The sequence below is a fragment of the Bacillus sp. SD127 genome, from assembly GCF_058566445.1.
Window position 1 is genome coordinate 3,049,657 of record NZ_CP191226.1, and the last position, 15,493, is coordinate 3,065,149.

Annotated in this window: 14 protein-coding genes and 1 other annotated feature; of the genes, 2 read left to right on the plus strand and 12 right to left on the minus strand. The window is 42.7% G+C overall.

All coding sequences use genetic code 11. From position 1 onward, the window contains the following. The first annotated feature begins 164 nt into the window (after positions 1 to 164). A complete protein-coding gene (locus ACQVGS_RS15960; RefSeq protein WP_044156385.1) occupies positions 165 to 821 on the plus strand; it encodes a TerC family protein in 657 nt (218 codons plus the stop codon). 42 nt (positions 822 to 863) lie between these two features. Here ACQVGS_RS15960 and spx read toward each other — a convergent pair whose 3' ends face one another. From spx to oppA, 8 genes are all read right to left on the minus strand, one after another. Further along, on the minus strand, positions 864 to 1,259 hold the full coding sequence (gene spx / locus ACQVGS_RS15965) for a transcriptional regulator Spx (RefSeq protein ID WP_024120919.1): 396 nt from the start codon (positions 1,257 to 1,259) through the stop codon (positions 864 to 866). 179 nt (positions 1,260 to 1,438) lie between these two features. Next, positions 1,439 to 2,017, minus strand: coding sequence for a GNAT family N-acetyltransferase (locus tag ACQVGS_RS15970; protein ID WP_010333747.1), 579 nt, complete (start codon positions 2,015 to 2,017; stop codon positions 1,439 to 1,441). Positions 2,018 to 2,183: 166 nt separating this feature from the next. After that, positions 2,184 to 3,401: an MFS transporter gene (locus ACQVGS_RS15975; RefSeq protein ID WP_106020544.1), complete on the minus strand. Its 1,218-nt coding sequence runs from the start codon at positions 3,399 to 3,401 to the stop codon at positions 2,184 to 2,186. 109 nt (positions 3,402 to 3,510) lie between these two features. Then, entirely contained in the window at positions 3,511 to 4,428 is a 918-nt protein-coding gene (gene oppF / locus ACQVGS_RS15980) for an oligopeptide ABC transporter ATP-binding protein OppF (protein ID WP_106020545.1), read from the minus strand. A gap of 1 nt (position 4,429) precedes the next feature. Beyond that, positions 4,430 to 5,506, minus strand: coding sequence for an oligopeptide ABC transporter ATP-binding protein OppD (oppD, locus tag ACQVGS_RS15985; protein WP_081638274.1), 1,077 nt, complete (start codon positions 5,504 to 5,506; stop codon positions 4,430 to 4,432). Positions 5,507 to 5,510: 4 nt separating this feature from the next. Next, entirely contained in the window at positions 5,511 to 6,428 is a 918-nt protein-coding gene (gene oppC / locus ACQVGS_RS15990) for an oligopeptide ABC transporter permease OppC (RefSeq protein WP_024120915.1), read from the minus strand. A gap of 3 nt (positions 6,429 to 6,431) precedes the next feature. Further along, entirely contained in the window at positions 6,432 to 7,367 is a 936-nt protein-coding gene (gene oppB / locus ACQVGS_RS15995; RefSeq protein WP_024120914.1) for an oligopeptide ABC transporter permease OppB, read from the minus strand. Positions 7,368 to 7,474: 107 nt separating this feature from the next. Then, positions 7,475 to 9,112: an oligopeptide ABC transporter substrate-binding protein OppA gene (oppA, locus tag ACQVGS_RS16000; protein WP_024120913.1), complete on the minus strand. Its 1,638-nt coding sequence runs from the start codon at positions 9,110 to 9,112 to the stop codon at positions 7,475 to 7,477. Between the two features lie 471 nt (positions 9,113 to 9,583). Continuing rightward, positions 9,584 to 9,795: a binding site (T-box leader), on the plus strand. 58 nt (positions 9,796 to 9,853) lie between these two features. Here oppA and trpS point away from each other — a divergent pair. Further along, positions 9,854 to 10,846 (plus strand): tryptophan--tRNA ligase, encoded by a 993-nt coding sequence (gene trpS / locus ACQVGS_RS16005; RefSeq protein WP_010333741.1) that lies wholly within the window; start codon positions 9,854 to 9,856, stop codon positions 10,844 to 10,846. Between the two features lie 40 nt (positions 10,847 to 10,886). On the opposite strand, the gene ACQVGS_RS16010 is transcribed toward trpS, so the two are convergent. The 4 genes from ACQVGS_RS16010 to ACQVGS_RS16025 form a co-directional block, all read right to left on the minus strand. Then, positions 10,887 to 11,639, minus strand: a complete 753-nt coding sequence (locus ACQVGS_RS16010; RefSeq protein ID WP_024120912.1) for a YjbA family protein — start codon at positions 11,637 to 11,639, stop codon at positions 10,887 to 10,889. Between the two features lie 203 nt (positions 11,640 to 11,842). Next, positions 11,843 to 12,754 (minus strand): oligopeptide ABC transporter permease AppC, encoded by a 912-nt coding sequence (gene appC / locus ACQVGS_RS16015; protein ID WP_003224578.1) that lies wholly within the window; start codon positions 12,752 to 12,754, stop codon positions 11,843 to 11,845. Positions 12,755 to 12,770: 16 nt separating this feature from the next. Beyond that, positions 12,771 to 13,721 (minus strand): ABC transporter permease, encoded by a 951-nt coding sequence (locus tag ACQVGS_RS16020; RefSeq protein ID WP_010333738.1) that lies wholly within the window; start codon positions 13,719 to 13,721, stop codon positions 12,771 to 12,773. Positions 13,722 to 13,795: 74 nt separating this feature from the next. Then, on the minus strand, positions 13,796 to 15,424 hold the full coding sequence (locus tag ACQVGS_RS16025) for a peptide-binding protein (RefSeq protein WP_101863854.1): 1,629 nt from the start codon (positions 15,422 to 15,424) through the stop codon (positions 13,796 to 13,798). Positions 15,425 to 15,493: the final 69 nt, after the last annotated feature.

The window sequence follows — 15,493 nt, forward strand, 5'->3', positions numbered from 1 at the left end:
TGTGAATTCCTTTGTATTTCTATTTTATGATAAATCAGTCACAAAAGAAATAAAAATGCATCTTCGGCCAAAAAATGGCTTGTCTTCCGCACCGCTATCATAAATTGCGTCCCGCTTCATATATTAGTGGTACAAGCGATGGAACGAAAGCGAGGTGCCGATTCATGGAGCATGACTATCTGATATCGCTGCTGCTTATCGTCGGAATTGATCTGATTCTCGGCGGCGATAATGCAGTCGTGATCGCCATGGCCAGCCGAAATTTACCGGACAAGCAAAGACAGCAAGCCATTATTCTCGGAACATTTATCGCCGTTGCGATGAGAATCGGATTAACAAGCGCAGCGGTTTATCTTTTGAATATTCCTTTCCTGCAATGCGCCGGCGGAATTTTCCTTCTATATTTGGGATACCAGCTATTAATTGAAAAAAAAGACGCCCAGCATGTCAAAAGCAGCACCTCTCTGTGGAAAGCCATACGAACAATTGTACTCGCAGACCTGTTTATGTCGCTGGACAATGTTATTGCTGTCGCAGGAGCGTCGCACGGTGAGCTTTCTCTCGTTATGATTGGTCTGTGTGTATCGGTGCCGGTAATTATTTGGGGCAGCAAACTTATCCACATCGCGCTTGAGAAAATACCTTTATTGATTTATGCGGGAAGCGGATTATTGGCTTATACAGGCGGAGAAATGATTGTCCGGGATAAAAAGCTGTCTTTTTTTATGGCTCAGCACGGCGCCGTTGAAGCGCTTCTCCCCATTTTAACCGTCGTCTTTGTCATCCTTGCCAGCATTTATTATCAGCAGGTTGAAAAATAAAAGAAGGCTGATGTCTCAGCCTTCTTTTTAACGTGCGATCTATTAGTTTGCCAAACGCTGTGCTTCTCTTAATTGGAAAGAGCGGACTTTTCTTGGCAGGAAACGTCTGATTTCGTCTTCGTTGTATCCGACCTGCAAACGTTTTTCATCGATGATGATCGGACGGCGAAGCAAACCTGGGTGCTCGTTGATCAAGCGGTACAAGTCTTGCAGCGGCATTGATTCAACGTTCACATTCAATTTTTGGAATACTTTTGAACGGGTTGAGATGATCTCATCTGTTCCGTCCTCAGTCATTCTTAAGATTTGTTTTATTTCATCAATTGATAAAGGTTCAGAGAAAATGTTTCTTTCTACATAAGGAATCTCATGCTCCTCGAGCCACGCTCTCGCCTTTCTGCATGAAGTACAGCTTGGTGATGTGTATAATGTAACCATTCATCTTCACTCCTCTAATTAGTAGGATGAACATCTATTTTATTCTTAAATTGAAATTACTCTAAAAAAGGAATCTTTATAGGTATTATACTATAAAAAAGTAAGTGTGAACAGTGTCCTAAGAAAAAAATGTGTCAATCCAGCAAATTTTTATTTTATTCATGTGTTTGCATTCTCAATTAGCTTAACTCATCGAAAATATTTTTTTGCTTTTCTTCATCAATGAGTGTCAGGACTTCATCCGTTTTTTCGTATGATTCCCCGTACCATTTCTCATCTTTATAAGTATGAATGTTTTCATATGTCTGTTTCATGGCTTCAAGAATTTCTTCTTCTGATTCTGTTTTCGGTGACCAGTACAGAATCTCCATCTTGTTGACTTCATTCGTAGCCAATGACCGGCGCCGGTACCCAATTGACTGAGCATGCTTAAAATGCTCTCTTTGATAAAATCTCAGGCGTTTTTCTGTATCAGCATCATCTTCATCCACAGGCTCCACCTCAAGCAATATCGGCTTATTTTTCTTTTTCAGCTTGGCAATCAGTTTGCCCCCAAGCCCCTGCCCTCTTGCATCTTTTGACACATACAGATAATCAACGAAGATAAAAGATTCAAATTCCGCAAACATTAAAATATGATGCTTGCCTTCGTCTTTATGATAAATATCGCTTCGCTCTTTCAAAAGAGCTTCCATATGCGCTTTTGATTTCAATTCTTCAATTGGAAAGTACTCGCTAAGCTTTTCGTACCAGTTCATTGATTTGCTCCTTATGAGTTCGTTGTCTTCATACTTTTAGATATACCCCATTTCTTCTTGTTTAAACAGCCTTACATCTATAAAGACGTACGAACTTTCCGCATGGTTTCATTTTTTTTCGGCAAGTAAGACGATTCGTCGTTCCACCGGAGATGTTTGATCATGCTCAATTCGCGTGTTTTTCACGTTTGTAATGACTCAGGCCGGGCTGCGCCAACACAATCAAAAAAGTCATGCCGTATAATACAGCCGCCGAAATAAAAGCTGTTTTTGCACCAGCAGCATCAGCCAGCAGTCCCATGATGGAATAAGTAACACCAGACCAAGGAGTCAACAGCGCGTTTTTGGCAGCCATGATCCCGATGCGCTTATGTGCCGGAATGACCTCCTGCAATACGGTTTCCTGACAAATATCTCTGACCTGATAAAAAGGCCCCATCGCCGCGCAAGCCAGGGCGCATAAAAATGGGAAGGGAGAAACCGCAAAGAAAAATGTCAGCACTGACATTACAAGTGAGCTGAATATAATCGCGTACCCCATGTTTCGCTCAAAAAATGCAGAAAAATGGATGGCGATGACACTGCCGATCATAGCACCTATAAAATAAGAAGCGTTAAAGATTCCCCACCACACTTCTGTTTCATGCAGAACAGCCACTGTAAAAGCCAAAAGAATGGCAGATGACCAAACTGAGCCGGCTAGAGCTTCTATCATGTCCATTGCAGTGATGTCTCTTACAATCGGGGTTGTCATCAAATCCTTCCATACACTTCTGGCAGATGCTGTTTCAGCTGTTCTTTTCATTCCTTCATCGTTCACATGAAGCAGGCTGATGAAAGCTCCGGAAAAGACAAACAGGCATATGGCACTGCCGACAACGAACTCAAAAGATACAGCATATGTAAGAAAACCTCCAAGTCCCCAGCCAGCTGTTAAAAACAATTGATTAGCGAGTGAAATCACGCCGTTCGCTTTCACGTAATGCTCTTTTGAAACAATGACAGGCAGCAGCGCGAACCTTGCAGGCTGAAAAAAGGCGCCCGAAAATGAAAAACAAAAAACAAACAGCAGCGTCATGATCAAGGAGGAAATTCCGTTTTGGCTGACACTGTATGCGATTAGCATCGCAAAGACCGCTCTCAGCAGACTTGCACCGGCAAGCACCTTTTTAAAACCAAGCTTATGGAGTGCATCTGAAATGCAAAAGCTTGCCGCAACACTTGCAAACGACATGAATGATAAAATAAGACCCGAAAAAAAGACAGAATCGGTCATTTGATAGACCCTTACCATTAAAATGATTGTCACTAGTACTCCAGCTAAAGATTGCAGAGATTGCGACAGAAGCAGCGCAAAGACATTTTTCTGATGAATAATTTGAATAGTGTCCGCCTCCGTTTTTCCTCTAATTGTAAAAGATATGACTCTTACTTTCTATCAGCCTGTATAAAAAAATCCTTCAAAACATTTGTTTTGAAGGATTTTCAACTTATTATGAGTAGGCTTTAAATTCTTCTTCCGTGCACATCACAAAATGATCTGGTTTTACTTCACGGAATTCCATCTTTTCTCCATCCTTTAGCCGATGCACGGACGGATCGTATTTCTGGCGGACACGATTTCTCTCATAATCCGGGTCAGGAAGCGGAATGGCAGAAAGCAATGATTTTGTATACGGGTGTAGCGGGTTTTCGTAAAGTTCATCTGCCGGCGCAAGTTCAACCAGCTTTCCGAAATACATCACTCCGATACGGTCGCTGATGTATTTGACCATTGATAAATCATGGGCGATAAACAAGTAGGTGAGTCCTTTTTCCTTTTGGAGTTCTTTCATTAAGTTCACGACTTGTGCCTGAATAGACACATCCAATGCAGAAATCGGTTCATCCGCGATAATAAATTCAGGATCAACGGCAAGAGCTCTCGCGATCCCGATTCTTTGCCGCTGTCCGCCGGAAAATTCATGCGGATAACGGTTGGCATGCTCCTTGTTTAAACCGACTGTTTGCAGGAGCTCATGAACCCGCTGCATACGCTCTTTCTTCGTTTTCGTCAGCTTATGAATGTCGAGGCCTTCAGCAATAATATCTGCGACTGTCATTCTCGGATTCAGCGATGCATATGGGTCCTGGAAAATCATTTGCATTTTGCGGTTGAATTCGAGCAGCTTTTTGCGGGATTTTTTACCGTGAACATTTTCACCGTTAAACAGCACTTCCCCATCAGTTGCTTCGTACAGCCGAATGATACTTCGGCCTGTTGTCGATTTACCGCAGCCAGATTCACCAACCAAACCTAATGTTTCGCCCCTATAGATATCAAACGACAGGTCATCTACGGCTTTAACCGTTCCTCTCGGCGTAACAAAGTGCTGTTTTAAATGTTTGATTTCTAATAGTTTCTCCGTCAATTTATTCACCTTCTCTCACTAAGACAGGTTTTTGATACGTATTCGCCAGCGTCCGCATTTTCGCTTTTACCGTTTCAGGCGGCTCTACCTTTGGCGCATCAGGATGAAGCAGCCACGATTTCACATAATGAGTATCGGAAACCTTAAACATTGGCGGCTCCTGTTCAAAATCAATTTTCATCGCATATGAGCTCCGGAGCGCAAAGGCATCTCCTTTTGGAGGATTTGTCAAATCAGGCGGCGTGCCCGGGATTGCCGTCAGCTGTTCGTCTCCTGAGCTGTCAAGTGTCGGCATGGATGCCAGCAGCCCCCAAGTATACGGATGTCTCGGATCATAAAAAATCTCGTCTACCGTACCGGTTTCTACAATCTGTCCCGCATACATGACAGCGACCCGGTCAGCAACGTTAGCCACAACACCGAGATCGTGAGTGATAAAGATGATGGACGTGTCGATTTTCTTTTGCAATTCTTTCATCAATTCAAGAATCTGCGCTTGGATGGTCACGTCAAGAGCAGTTGTCGGCTCATCGGCAATTAACAGCTTCGGATTCGCCGCAAGTGCCATCGCAATGACAACACGCTGTCTCATCCCGCCTGAAAACTCGTGCGGAAATTGATTGACCCGTTTTTCCGGCATTGGGATACCTACTAAATCAAGCAGCTCAACAGCACGTTTTTTCGCAGCTTCCTTTGAAATGTTTTCGTGTTTAAAAAGCACTTCCGTAATTTGTTTGCCGACTTTCATTGTCGGGTTTAAAGAGGTCATCGGATCTTGGAATATCATTCCGATCTCTTTCCCCCGTACATTTTGCATCTCTTTTTCGGACAGCGGCACTAAATCCTTGCCGTCAAATAAAATCTCACCGCGTTTAAAATAACCCGGAGGCATCGGTATCAGCTTCATGATCGCTTGAGATGTCACACTTTTTCCAGAGCCTGACTCCCCGACGATTGCCAATGTTTCTCCTTTATTCAGATGGAAATTCACTCCGCGGATCGCCTGGACCTCTCCGCCGTATGTTTTAAATGAAATCGCTAAATCTTTTACTTCTAATAGGCGTGTCACCCGTATCACTCCCTTATTTACGTAACTTAGGATCCAATGCGTCTCTTAATCCGTCGCCGACAACGTTAAAACCAAACATGGTAATGCAGATAAAACCGGCAGGGAAAAACAAACGCCACGGATAATAGGTCAATGCAGGCAATCCGTCAGAAGCCATCGTTCCCCAGCTTGCAAGAGGAGCCGGAACACCAAGTCCTAAATAGCTTAAAAAGGCTTCTGTAAAAATCGCGGTTGGAACAGTTAGTGTCATCGTGACTAAAATAGAGCCCATTGCGTTCGGCACGATATGTTTAAACAGCAGACGGGATGTTTTCGCCCCGAGTGTCTGCGACGCAAGCACGTATTCCTGGTTCTTCAGCTGCAGCACTTGTCCGCGAACGATTCTGGCCATATTAATCCAGCCCGTAATCGTCATGGCAATAATAATCGTTAACAGCCCTTTCGGAAGAACGACCATCAGCAGGATAACCATTAATAATGAAGGAACAGCCCAAAGGATATCTGCGATACGCATCATAATCTCATCTGTTCTGCCTCCGCGGAACCCTGAAATACTGCCCCAAATCACACCGATCAGCAAGTCAAGAACAGCGGCCGCGACACCGATAAAGATTGAAATTCGCGCACCTACCCATGTACGGACGAAAATGTCCCTTCCTAGATCATCAGTCCCGAACCAGTGATCCTTTGAAGGCGGCTTATCCGCATTTAAGAGATTGGTAGTCGAATAATCATATTTTGAGAAAACAGGCGCAAAAATCGCCATGAGAATAATGAGAACAATAATAACAAGCCCGACCATCGCAAGCTTATTGCTGCGGAAGCGTAGCATCGCATCTTTCCAGAGGGAAAGGCTCTTTTTACTTATTTTCTCAGCATCGCCGGCATTCGCTGCGGCTGGTTCAAACATGTTTTTTGGAATGTTCTGCATGGCCTAGGCTCCTTTCTTTGCTTTGGAAAGCTTGATTCTTGGATCAATAATGCCGTATAACACGTCTACGATTAATACACATAAAAGCAGGATGACACTGAAGAACACCGTTACACCCATAATGACCGTATAATCACGGTTTGTAATACTGTTTACGAAGTGTGAACCAAGCCCCGGGATACCAAAAATGGTTTCAATGATAAAGCTTCCAGTTAAAACTTGAGCGGCCATAGGGCCCATATATGTAACGACTGGCAACAGCGCGTTTCGGATGGCGTGCCGCACTGTAACTGCAGGACGCGACAGCCCTTTCGCTTTCGCTGTACGAATATAATCACTGTTTAACACTTCAATCATGCTTGAACGGGAAAGTCTGGCAATAAACGCCATCGGCATGGAAGCAAGTGCGATGGAAGGCAAAAAGGTGTATGACCAGGACTCCCACCCCGCGACCGGAAACAGCTCAAGCTTCATGGAGAACACATATTGCAGCACAGCCGCCATGATAAAGCTCGGAACTGAAATACCAAAGATCGTTAAAATCGCGACGGTATAATCCTGCCATTTATTATGATAAAGGGCTGCAATCACCCCAAACAGTACACCAAACGCTAAAGCGAGGAGAATAGCTTCTGCTCCAAGAGTGAATGAAACGGGGAAACCTGAACTGATCAGGTCGTTAACACTCTGACCTTTATATTTAAATGACGGTCCGAAATCCCACATTGCAACTGATTTCAAATAGCTCGCATATTGTACAAACAGCGGCTTGTCCAGGCCATAATGCGCATTTAAGTTTGCTTCAATTTCAGGCGGAAGCTTTTTCTCACCTGAAAATGGCCCGCCCGGTGCTGCTTGCATTAAGAAGAATGTCACGGTTACAATCACAAATAATGTGATAATCATATAGACTAAACGTCTTCCGATATATTTTAGCAAGGGGGAACACCTCCATGGTTTTTACATTTTTACAATCCATCAGTAAGAAAGGTATATGGGAAATAGGTCCCCATATACCTTGAGGTTTTTGTTTTCACAAATAAGACTTATTGAAAGTACGAGTTTCTGAAATAAATTTCTCCGGTTCCAGTAATGATGGTTCCTTTCAGATTTTCGTCTTGCACCCAAGGAATCGTATAAAAATAAACTGGCGCTACTGGCATTTCATCAATGAAAATACCTTCTGCTTTTTTCAGCAGCTCAGCACGTTTAGTTGGATCAGTTTCAGTTTGTGACTGGTTCAGAAGTTTTTTGAATTCTGGATTTTCCCAGCCGGTATCGTTATTTCCTCCGTCTTTGTCACGGAACAGCTCAAGGAAGTTAATAGGATCATTGAAGTCGCCAAGCCAGCCCATACGGCCGATTTGATAATCTTGGCTGTGAAGCTTATCAATATATACATTCCATTCTGAGTTATCAAGCTCTACATCCACGCCTAAATTTTTCTTCCACATTTCTTGCACTGCTTGAGCGATTTTTGCATGTGCATCATCAGTGTTATAAGATAATTTGATTTTCGGCAGGTCAGATGCCTTGCTTAAGCCCATTTCTTTCAGGCCTTTTTCAAGGTATTCTTTTGCCGTTTTGACATCGTTGTCTTTGTAGTAGCCTTCTTTGTTATCTTCAAATCCCTTCATTGTCGGCGGCACCGCAGCCATTGCCGGGATTTGTTCACCCTGTGTAATGTTTTTAACAATCGATTGGCGGTCAATCGCATAAGATAATGCTTTACGGATATTGACGTTGTCTAACGGCTTCGCTTCAGTATTGAATTTGTACCAATACACACCTGCCATCGGCTCAACATGTAAAGAACCGTCTTTTTTCAAGCTAGGGAGCGATTCAGTCGGAAGCTGTCCGAGCGGCAAACCAGCCCAATCAAGTTCGCCAGCTTGGAATTTTTTCAGTTCAGTATTGTTGTTGTTGATCATAACCATATTGATTTTCTTCAGTTTGACTTTGTCTTTATCCCAGTATTGATCATTCTTTTCAAGATCGATAGATCCGCTGTGTTTCCATGCCGTCATCTTAAATGGCCCGTTTGACACATAATCGTCTCCGGCATTTGTGTTCCACTTTTTGTTTTTCTCTGCAATTTTTTTGTTAATCGGCATATAAGTATAAAATGCTGTTAATTCAGTGAAGTATGGAGTCGGGTTGTTTAGTTCAACCTTTAATGTCTTATCGTTTTCAGCTTTCACTGCCACATCATCAAGGCTGCCTTTACCGGTATTTGCCGCCTCAGCACCTTTTATGTAGTAGAGCTGGTAAGCGTATTGTGATTCGTTATTAGGATCAAGCGCCCATTTCCATGCATATTCAAAATCTTGCGCTGTGACAGGGTCACCGTTTGACCATTTTGCATCATCACGAATCGTAAACGTATAGGTTTTTCCATCTTTGCTTGTTTCAATTTTAGAAGCTGCGCCTTCTTCAGGTTCACCATCTGCATTAATACGTGTCAATCCTTCAAAAGTCTGACGGATAACCCCGCCTGATACCGAGTCATTTGCCAATCCGGGATGTAAGGAGAACGGCTCAGTTTTAATATTAATGTTAAGAGTCGTCTTCCCTTTGCTGTCTTTTTTCCCATCACCGTTTGAACCGCTGCCGCCAAAGCCGCATGCGCTCAGCACGAGAGTGAAAATGAGCATTAACGTGACAATCGACCAACGTTTTTTCATATCCACAAACCCCCTAATAATCATTTTTTCAGCTCCTTACGGCTAAATCCTCAGAAATATCAGACAAATGAACCTAAGTTTACATAACTTTTATTCTGTTCCGTCTTTTCTGATTATTTTTGTAAAAAAGCTGTAACAATAGAGTGAACAAGTTCATCATAATGAAACAAATTCTTTATTGCAATATTATTTTATCAATTTAAAATTTTTAAACTTCGTTAGTTTTTCTGCCAATAACGCGATATCCTTCTGCCGTTTAAAGCATAAATTGATTAAAAACTATTTTAGAAGTTTCCAATCCATATTGCTTTATACATATAATATCTGGCTGTTTAACTGCTGAGAGCGGTTATCATTTGGGCGATTTATAACTGTTCTTTTATTTATATCATTACAATTTTCATGCAAAAAGAACGTTTTTTCAGGATGACAATTGGTTATAATTGATTTATAATGAAGCAATCAAAAGAAAAGCTTGCTATGAAAAAGAGTAGTACACATTTCACCCGTTTGAAGAGAGTCTGCGGTGCTGGGAGCAGATATCGGGCAATGTGGAATGGACTTTGGAGCAGCTGACCGAACCAAAAAGTAGGCTCAGCCGGAGCAGTCTCCGTTACAAACGTCAGAGTGATTCCATTTTAATGGAATAATCAGGGTGGTACCACGGTTCATTCGTCCCTTTTTTACAGGGGAAGAATGAGCCTTTTTTATTATGTTCTAAGAAATGAGGTTGATTTTCCAATGAAACAGACGATTTTTTCAGGCATCCAGCCAAGCGGTTCCGTTACACTCGGCAACTACATCGGTGCAATGAAGCAGTTTGTCGAACTGCAGCATGATTATAACAGCTATTTTTGCATCGTAGACCAGCATGCGATCACAGTGCCTCAGGATCGGCTTCAGCTGAGAAAAAACATCCGCAGTCTGGCTGCGCTTTATCTAGCTGTCGGTCTCGACCCTGAAAAGGCAACACTGTTTATTCAATCAGAGGTTCCCGCACATGCACAGGCCGGTTGGATGATGCAGTGCGTCGCTTATATCGGCGAGCTTGAACGAATGACTCAATTTAAGGACAAGTCAAATGGCAAAGAAGCAGTTGTCTCGGGCCTGTTAACGTACCCGCCGCTGATGGCTGCTGACATTCTGCTGTACGGAACAGATCTTGTGCCTGTCGGCGAGGATCAAAAGCAGCATCTTGAGCTGACACGAAACCTTGCAGAGCGCTTTAACAAAAAATATAACGACATCTTTACAATTCCGGAAGTGAAGATTCCAAAAGTAGGCGCCCGGATCATGTCTCTGACTGACCCGCTGAAGAAAATGAGTAAATCTGATCCGAACCAGAAATCTTTTATTACATTGCTGGACGAACCAAAGCAGCTTGAAAAGAAAATCAAAAGCGCTGTGACAGATTCTGAAGGTATTGTAAAATTTGATAAAGAAAACAAACCGGGCGTTTCCAACCTTCTTACGATTTATTCAATTCTCGGCAATACGACGATTGAAGAACTTGAAGCGAAATACGAAGGAAAAGGCTATGGCGAGTTCAAAGGTGATTTGGCAGAAGTGGTAGTCGGTGCATTGAAGCCAATTCAAGACCGTTATCATGAACTGATTGAGTCCGAAGAATTAGACCGGATTCTTGATGAAGGCGCTGAGCGGGCGAACCGAACAGCAAACAAAATGCTCAAAAAAATGGAAAATGCCATGGGTCTCGGCCGAAAAAGACGATAACAAAAAGACCGCTCTTGCGATTTGCAAAGAGCGGTTTTTTTTAATTTACCTTTGATTCATTTTCTATTTCCCAAAGCTTCTCGAAAAAAGGCTGTCCTTTGATCAGGTTTTCGCAAAAAGCCAAATGCTTGTCCGACCAGCCTTCAATGGTTTCGTTATACAGCATGTCCCAAATCTCTTCAAAGCTCATCCGTTTGATTTGTTCATACATATGCGGGTTCCACTCTGTGTACCAGTAACCAATCTCCGCACGGTTTTTCAGCCCTTTTAATTGATCCAGCGCCATAAACATAAGCTGCTTAATTTGCCGCTCTTTTCTCGTTAATCCTCTGACGTGCTCTGGTGCCAATGATAAGATATGATATTCTTTTGAAGACTCCAGCTTCTTCGGCTCAAATTCATACGTTTCCGGCTCTACATCTTTCACCATTTCATACACGAGCTGCTCCTGGCGCGGAATAAGGCGGCTTTTTCTGACAGGGATCGTGTAGCCGATTGTATCAACAGCCAAAATGCCGATTCCGTCCGTCACAACAAAACAATACTCCAGCTTTGTGCGTTCATGATTTTTGCGAATGTACGATTTTTGATGAACCTCTTCAAGCAAATCTTTTGGAAGCTCTGACAAATCGTTTTCTATGTAATGAAACAATACTGACGGCACCCTTAAGAGAGGCACCTGATCCAAAAGCTCAACCGTATCTTCCTTGCGCCATTCATGAAAGTGGCATACATTGTAGCCATTTTCTTCCCCTTCAAACCAATTGACCCACACATCATGAAGAAATAACATCTCTAACCCCTCACTTTATAAAAACTGTTGTCCACAGTATAGGCAAGGTGCAGAGAAATTATTCCATAGAGATTGAGGAAATCTGGAATAACTGGGTTTCTGTTAGAAACACAAAAAGCAGACTTCCTCGTATATTTTCTGACAAAGGAAATCTGCTTACTCTAGGAATTCGTTACATTTTCTAACGAACATGATTTTCATTTTTATTTAATATTTTTAGGATCAAGAGCATCCCGCAAACCGTCTCCGACAAAGTTGAAGCACAGCACGGTAATTAAAATAAATAGCCCGGGAAATAATGGGTACCACCATGCTTGAATCATCACTGTGAAATTTTGTGCGTCTTGAAGCATATTTCCCCAGCTTGCGATTGGCGGCTGAATTCCGAAGCCTAAGTAGCTCAGCGCGGACTCAGCGAGAATAACTGAACCTACCTTTAATGTTGCTGACACAATAATCGGTCCTAATGCATTGGGGAGAATATGTGAAAAGATAATTTTGTGAGTCTTCGTTCCGATTGTTTTAGCAGCCAGAACGTATTCCCTTGAACGAAGCGATAGAAACTCTCCTCTTACCAATCGTGCCGTTGTTGTCCAGCCGGTGAGACAGAAAATTAAAATTAGTTTGTCCACGCCAGGCTTAAAAATGGTAACCAGCGTGATCAGCAAGAAAATATCCGGAATGGATAATACAATGTCGACTAAACGCATAATGACAGCGTCGACAATTCCTCTGAAATAACCTGCTAACGCACCTAATACAGTTCCGATTAAAATAGAACCGACTACAGAAGCAAAACCGACCAATAAAGAGACGCGCGCTCCATACAAAATCCGGCTGAAAATATCGCGGCCGAATTTATCCGTTCCCATCAAATGTTCAAGGCCCGGCGCTTTATACTTATCAAGCAGGCTTTGCTGCTCTTGGGGGTAAGGTGCAATCAAAGGAGCGAAAACAGCCGACATAATAATGATAAATAGAATGACGGCACCTAGAATGGCCAGCTTGTTTTTCGAGAATTTCTCCCAGAAGATCTTGGTCATCGTCTCTGGTTTTTTCGAAATGTTTTCTTTTAGTCTGATCTCCGGCGAGGGAGTTGTTTGCAGCTCTGACATCTCTGTTTCCCTCCTCTTAATATTCGATCCGCGGATCAACAATCGCGTAAAGGATGTCTGCAATGAGGTTTCCGATCACGACAAGCACTGCCGAAATCACGGTCATTGCCATAATAACCGGATAATCACGCTGGAATGCCGAATCGACAAACAGTTTCCCCAGCCCCGGCCAAGTGAAAATCTGCTCTACAACAACCGCTCCGCCGATAAATGAGGGAATCATTAAACCGAAGATCGTAATAACAGGCAATAGCGCATTCCGCAAGCCATGCTTAAATAGCACGCGATTTTCTTTAAAGCCTTTTGATCTGGCTGTTCGGATATAGTCTTGATTTAACACATCAAGCATGTTTGACCTTGTATATCTCGTTAAGCCAGCCATATCTGCCGTAGCTAACACAAATGCGGGTAATAACAAATGATGAATCCGGTCTAATAAGCTAAAATCTGTATTAAGAGTAGCGACTCCCCCAGTTGGGAACCAGCCGAGGTTCACAGCAAACACCATAATTAAAATCAGACCGAACCAAAAGTTCGGAATGGCTAAACCGATAAATGAAGTAAATGTAATGCCATAATCCAGTTTTGAATAAGGTTTTTTTGCAGAAATCACGCCAAATGGGATTGAAATGATCAGCGCCAAAATCGTCGACACCAGCATAAGGAGGAGTGTGTTAGGTAGCCTTGCTATAATCAGCTCTGAAACAGGCGTTCCTTTTCTGATAATGGACGTCCCGAAATCCCCCTGAACCATATTGCCGAGCCATTTTAAATATTGAACGTATTCCGGGTCATTCAGGCCGTATTTTTCAATAAACTGCGCTCTGTCTGCCTGGCTGATGGTAGGGTCCATCATAAGCGTCATCGGATCTCCAGGAGCCGCTTTCATAATGACAAAAGACAAAATTGTAATTCCTAATAAGATAGGAATCGAAGCTAATGTTCTTCGAATGATATATGTAACCATATTCTTGTCCCCTTTGTGGTTCTTTTTCAATATAGAAGGGGAAGGAAATTCGCTCCCTCCCCTTCAAGGGAAAATTATTGGGCAAGCCACCATTTTTCAATCTGATATAGTTCACGTTTTGGATGATACACATACCCCTCTAAGTTAGCTGGCATCGCCATATGGTTGTTTGGATAATAAAGGAAGGTATACGGCTGATCTTCAGCAAGCTTTTGGTAAATCTTCTCATACGCTTTAGAGTATTGCTCACGGTCACTGATCGATTTTGCAGCTTTCAGAAGTTTATCGACCTCTGGATTTTTATACCACATGTTATTTAAGCCTTTTTCAGACTGGCTTGAATGGAAAATATCGTAATGATCCGGGAATGTGGACAGGCTCCAGCCTAATACCATTGCGTCATAGTCCCAATTAGGGGCGCTGGTTTGCTCAACAAGCGCACTCCATTCCACGATTTGCGGCGTTACTTTAATACCGACTTTCTTCAGCTGCTCTTGAACAACAACTGCAATATCTTCACGCACCTTATTTCCTTGGTTCGTTTTCAGCGTAAACTCGAATTTTTTGCCGTCTTTATCTAAGATGCCGTCACCGTCAGTATCTTCCCAGCCGGCTTCTTTCAGCATCTTCTTCGCTTTCTTCACATTGTATTTAAATTTAGGCACTTCTACGCCTTTCGGATAGTTCCAGGAAGCCGGACTTTCCGGGATATAAGCGACCTCTCCGTCGCCATCCAATACAGTTTCCACCATCGTTTCACGGTCTAACGCTGTGGTAAGCGCCTGGCGCACTTTTTTGTCTTTAAAGAGCTCGTTTTTCTCATTCCAGCCGATATATGAGTAGCTAAGCGCCAAGTCTGTTACAACCTTGACATTATTAAACGATTCAGCTGTCTTATAATCAGTTGACGGAACGTTAAAGAAATCAATATCCCCCGCTTGAAGCTGGGCAACCGCAGCATTGGCATCAGGAATGATTTTATACGTGACACTGTCTAAATACGGACGTCCGTCATAGTAGTCATCATTGGCAACGAGCTTGACGTATTGCCCATCTTTCCATTCTTTAAATTTGAAAGGCCCTGAGCCGATCGGATTTTTCCTGTTAAATTCATTATCTTCAAGCTGCGCAACCGGTACATCTTTTAAAATATGCTCCGGAAGAATGCCGTAGCTGTCTAATGTATTGTTATAGAAGTTAGGGTCTTTGTATTTCAGGGTAAATAAAACCTCGTAATCTCCCTTTTTCTCTACTGATTTCAGCATTTCAAAGTTAGATCCGCGCTCACCTTTGTAATCCTTGTTCAGCGGGATGTTAAACGTAAATACTACATCGTCAGCAGTAAGTTCTTCTCCGTCATGGAACTTCACGCCTTTTTTGATTTTTACATCATATTTCAGACCGCCATCCAGCTCTTTGACACTCTCAGCCAATGACATTTTGACATTTAATTTTTCATCTGTTTTTGTTAAAAAGCTGTAAATCATTTGTTCTATATCCGTACTCGATTCATCTGTTGAATATAATGAGTTGAAAAGTGTCGGGGCACCGATTGAACCAACAACCAAGTCCCCGCCCTGCTGCGGTTTGCCGGTTGATTTTTTCTCGCTGCTGCTTGACTTCGATCCCGAGCAGGCCGATAAAAAGATGGCCATCACCATTAATACACTTAGCATCATCAGTGCGGTTTTACGTCTTTTCATTAGATATTCCCCCTCTTGAAATGTTCGTTCTTCTTAGCTGCTGTTTATGTAGTATGCATACCCCCTCTC

Coding starts and splice junctions, on each gene's coding strand:
- ACQVGS_RS16010 (WP_024120912.1), bottom strand. CDS start 11,639: ATGTTATTTCTTCATGATGTGTGGGTCAATTGGTTTGAAGGGGAAGAA.
- ACQVGS_RS15970 (WP_010333747.1), bottom strand. CDS start 2,017: ATGAACTGGTACGAAAAGCTTAGCGAGTACTTTCCAATTGAAGAATTG.
- oppA (WP_024120913.1), bottom strand. CDS start 9,112: ATGAAAAAACGTTGGTCGATTGTCACGTTAATGCTCATTTTCACTCTC.
- trpS (WP_010333741.1), top strand. CDS start 9,854: ATGAAACAGACGATTTTTTCAGGCATCCAGCCAAGCGGTTCCGTTACA.
- oppC (WP_024120915.1), bottom strand. CDS start 6,428: ATGCAGAACATTCCAAAAAACATGTTTGAACCAGCCGCAGCGAATGCC.
- spx (WP_024120919.1), bottom strand. CDS start 1,259: ATGGTTACATTATACACATCACCAAGCTGTACTTCATGCAGAAAGGCG.
- ACQVGS_RS16020 (WP_010333738.1), bottom strand. CDS start 13,721: ATGGTTACATATATCATTCGAAGAACATTAGCTTCGATTCCTATCTTA.
- ACQVGS_RS16025 (WP_101863854.1), bottom strand. CDS start 15,424: ATGAAAAGACGTAAAACCGCACTGATGATGCTAAGTGTATTAATGGTG.
- ACQVGS_RS15960 (WP_044156385.1), top strand. CDS start 165: ATGGAGCATGACTATCTGATATCGCTGCTGCTTATCGTCGGAATTGAT.
- appC (WP_003224578.1), bottom strand. CDS start 12,754: ATGTCAGAGCTGCAAACAACTCCCTCGCCGGAGATCAGACTAAAAGAA.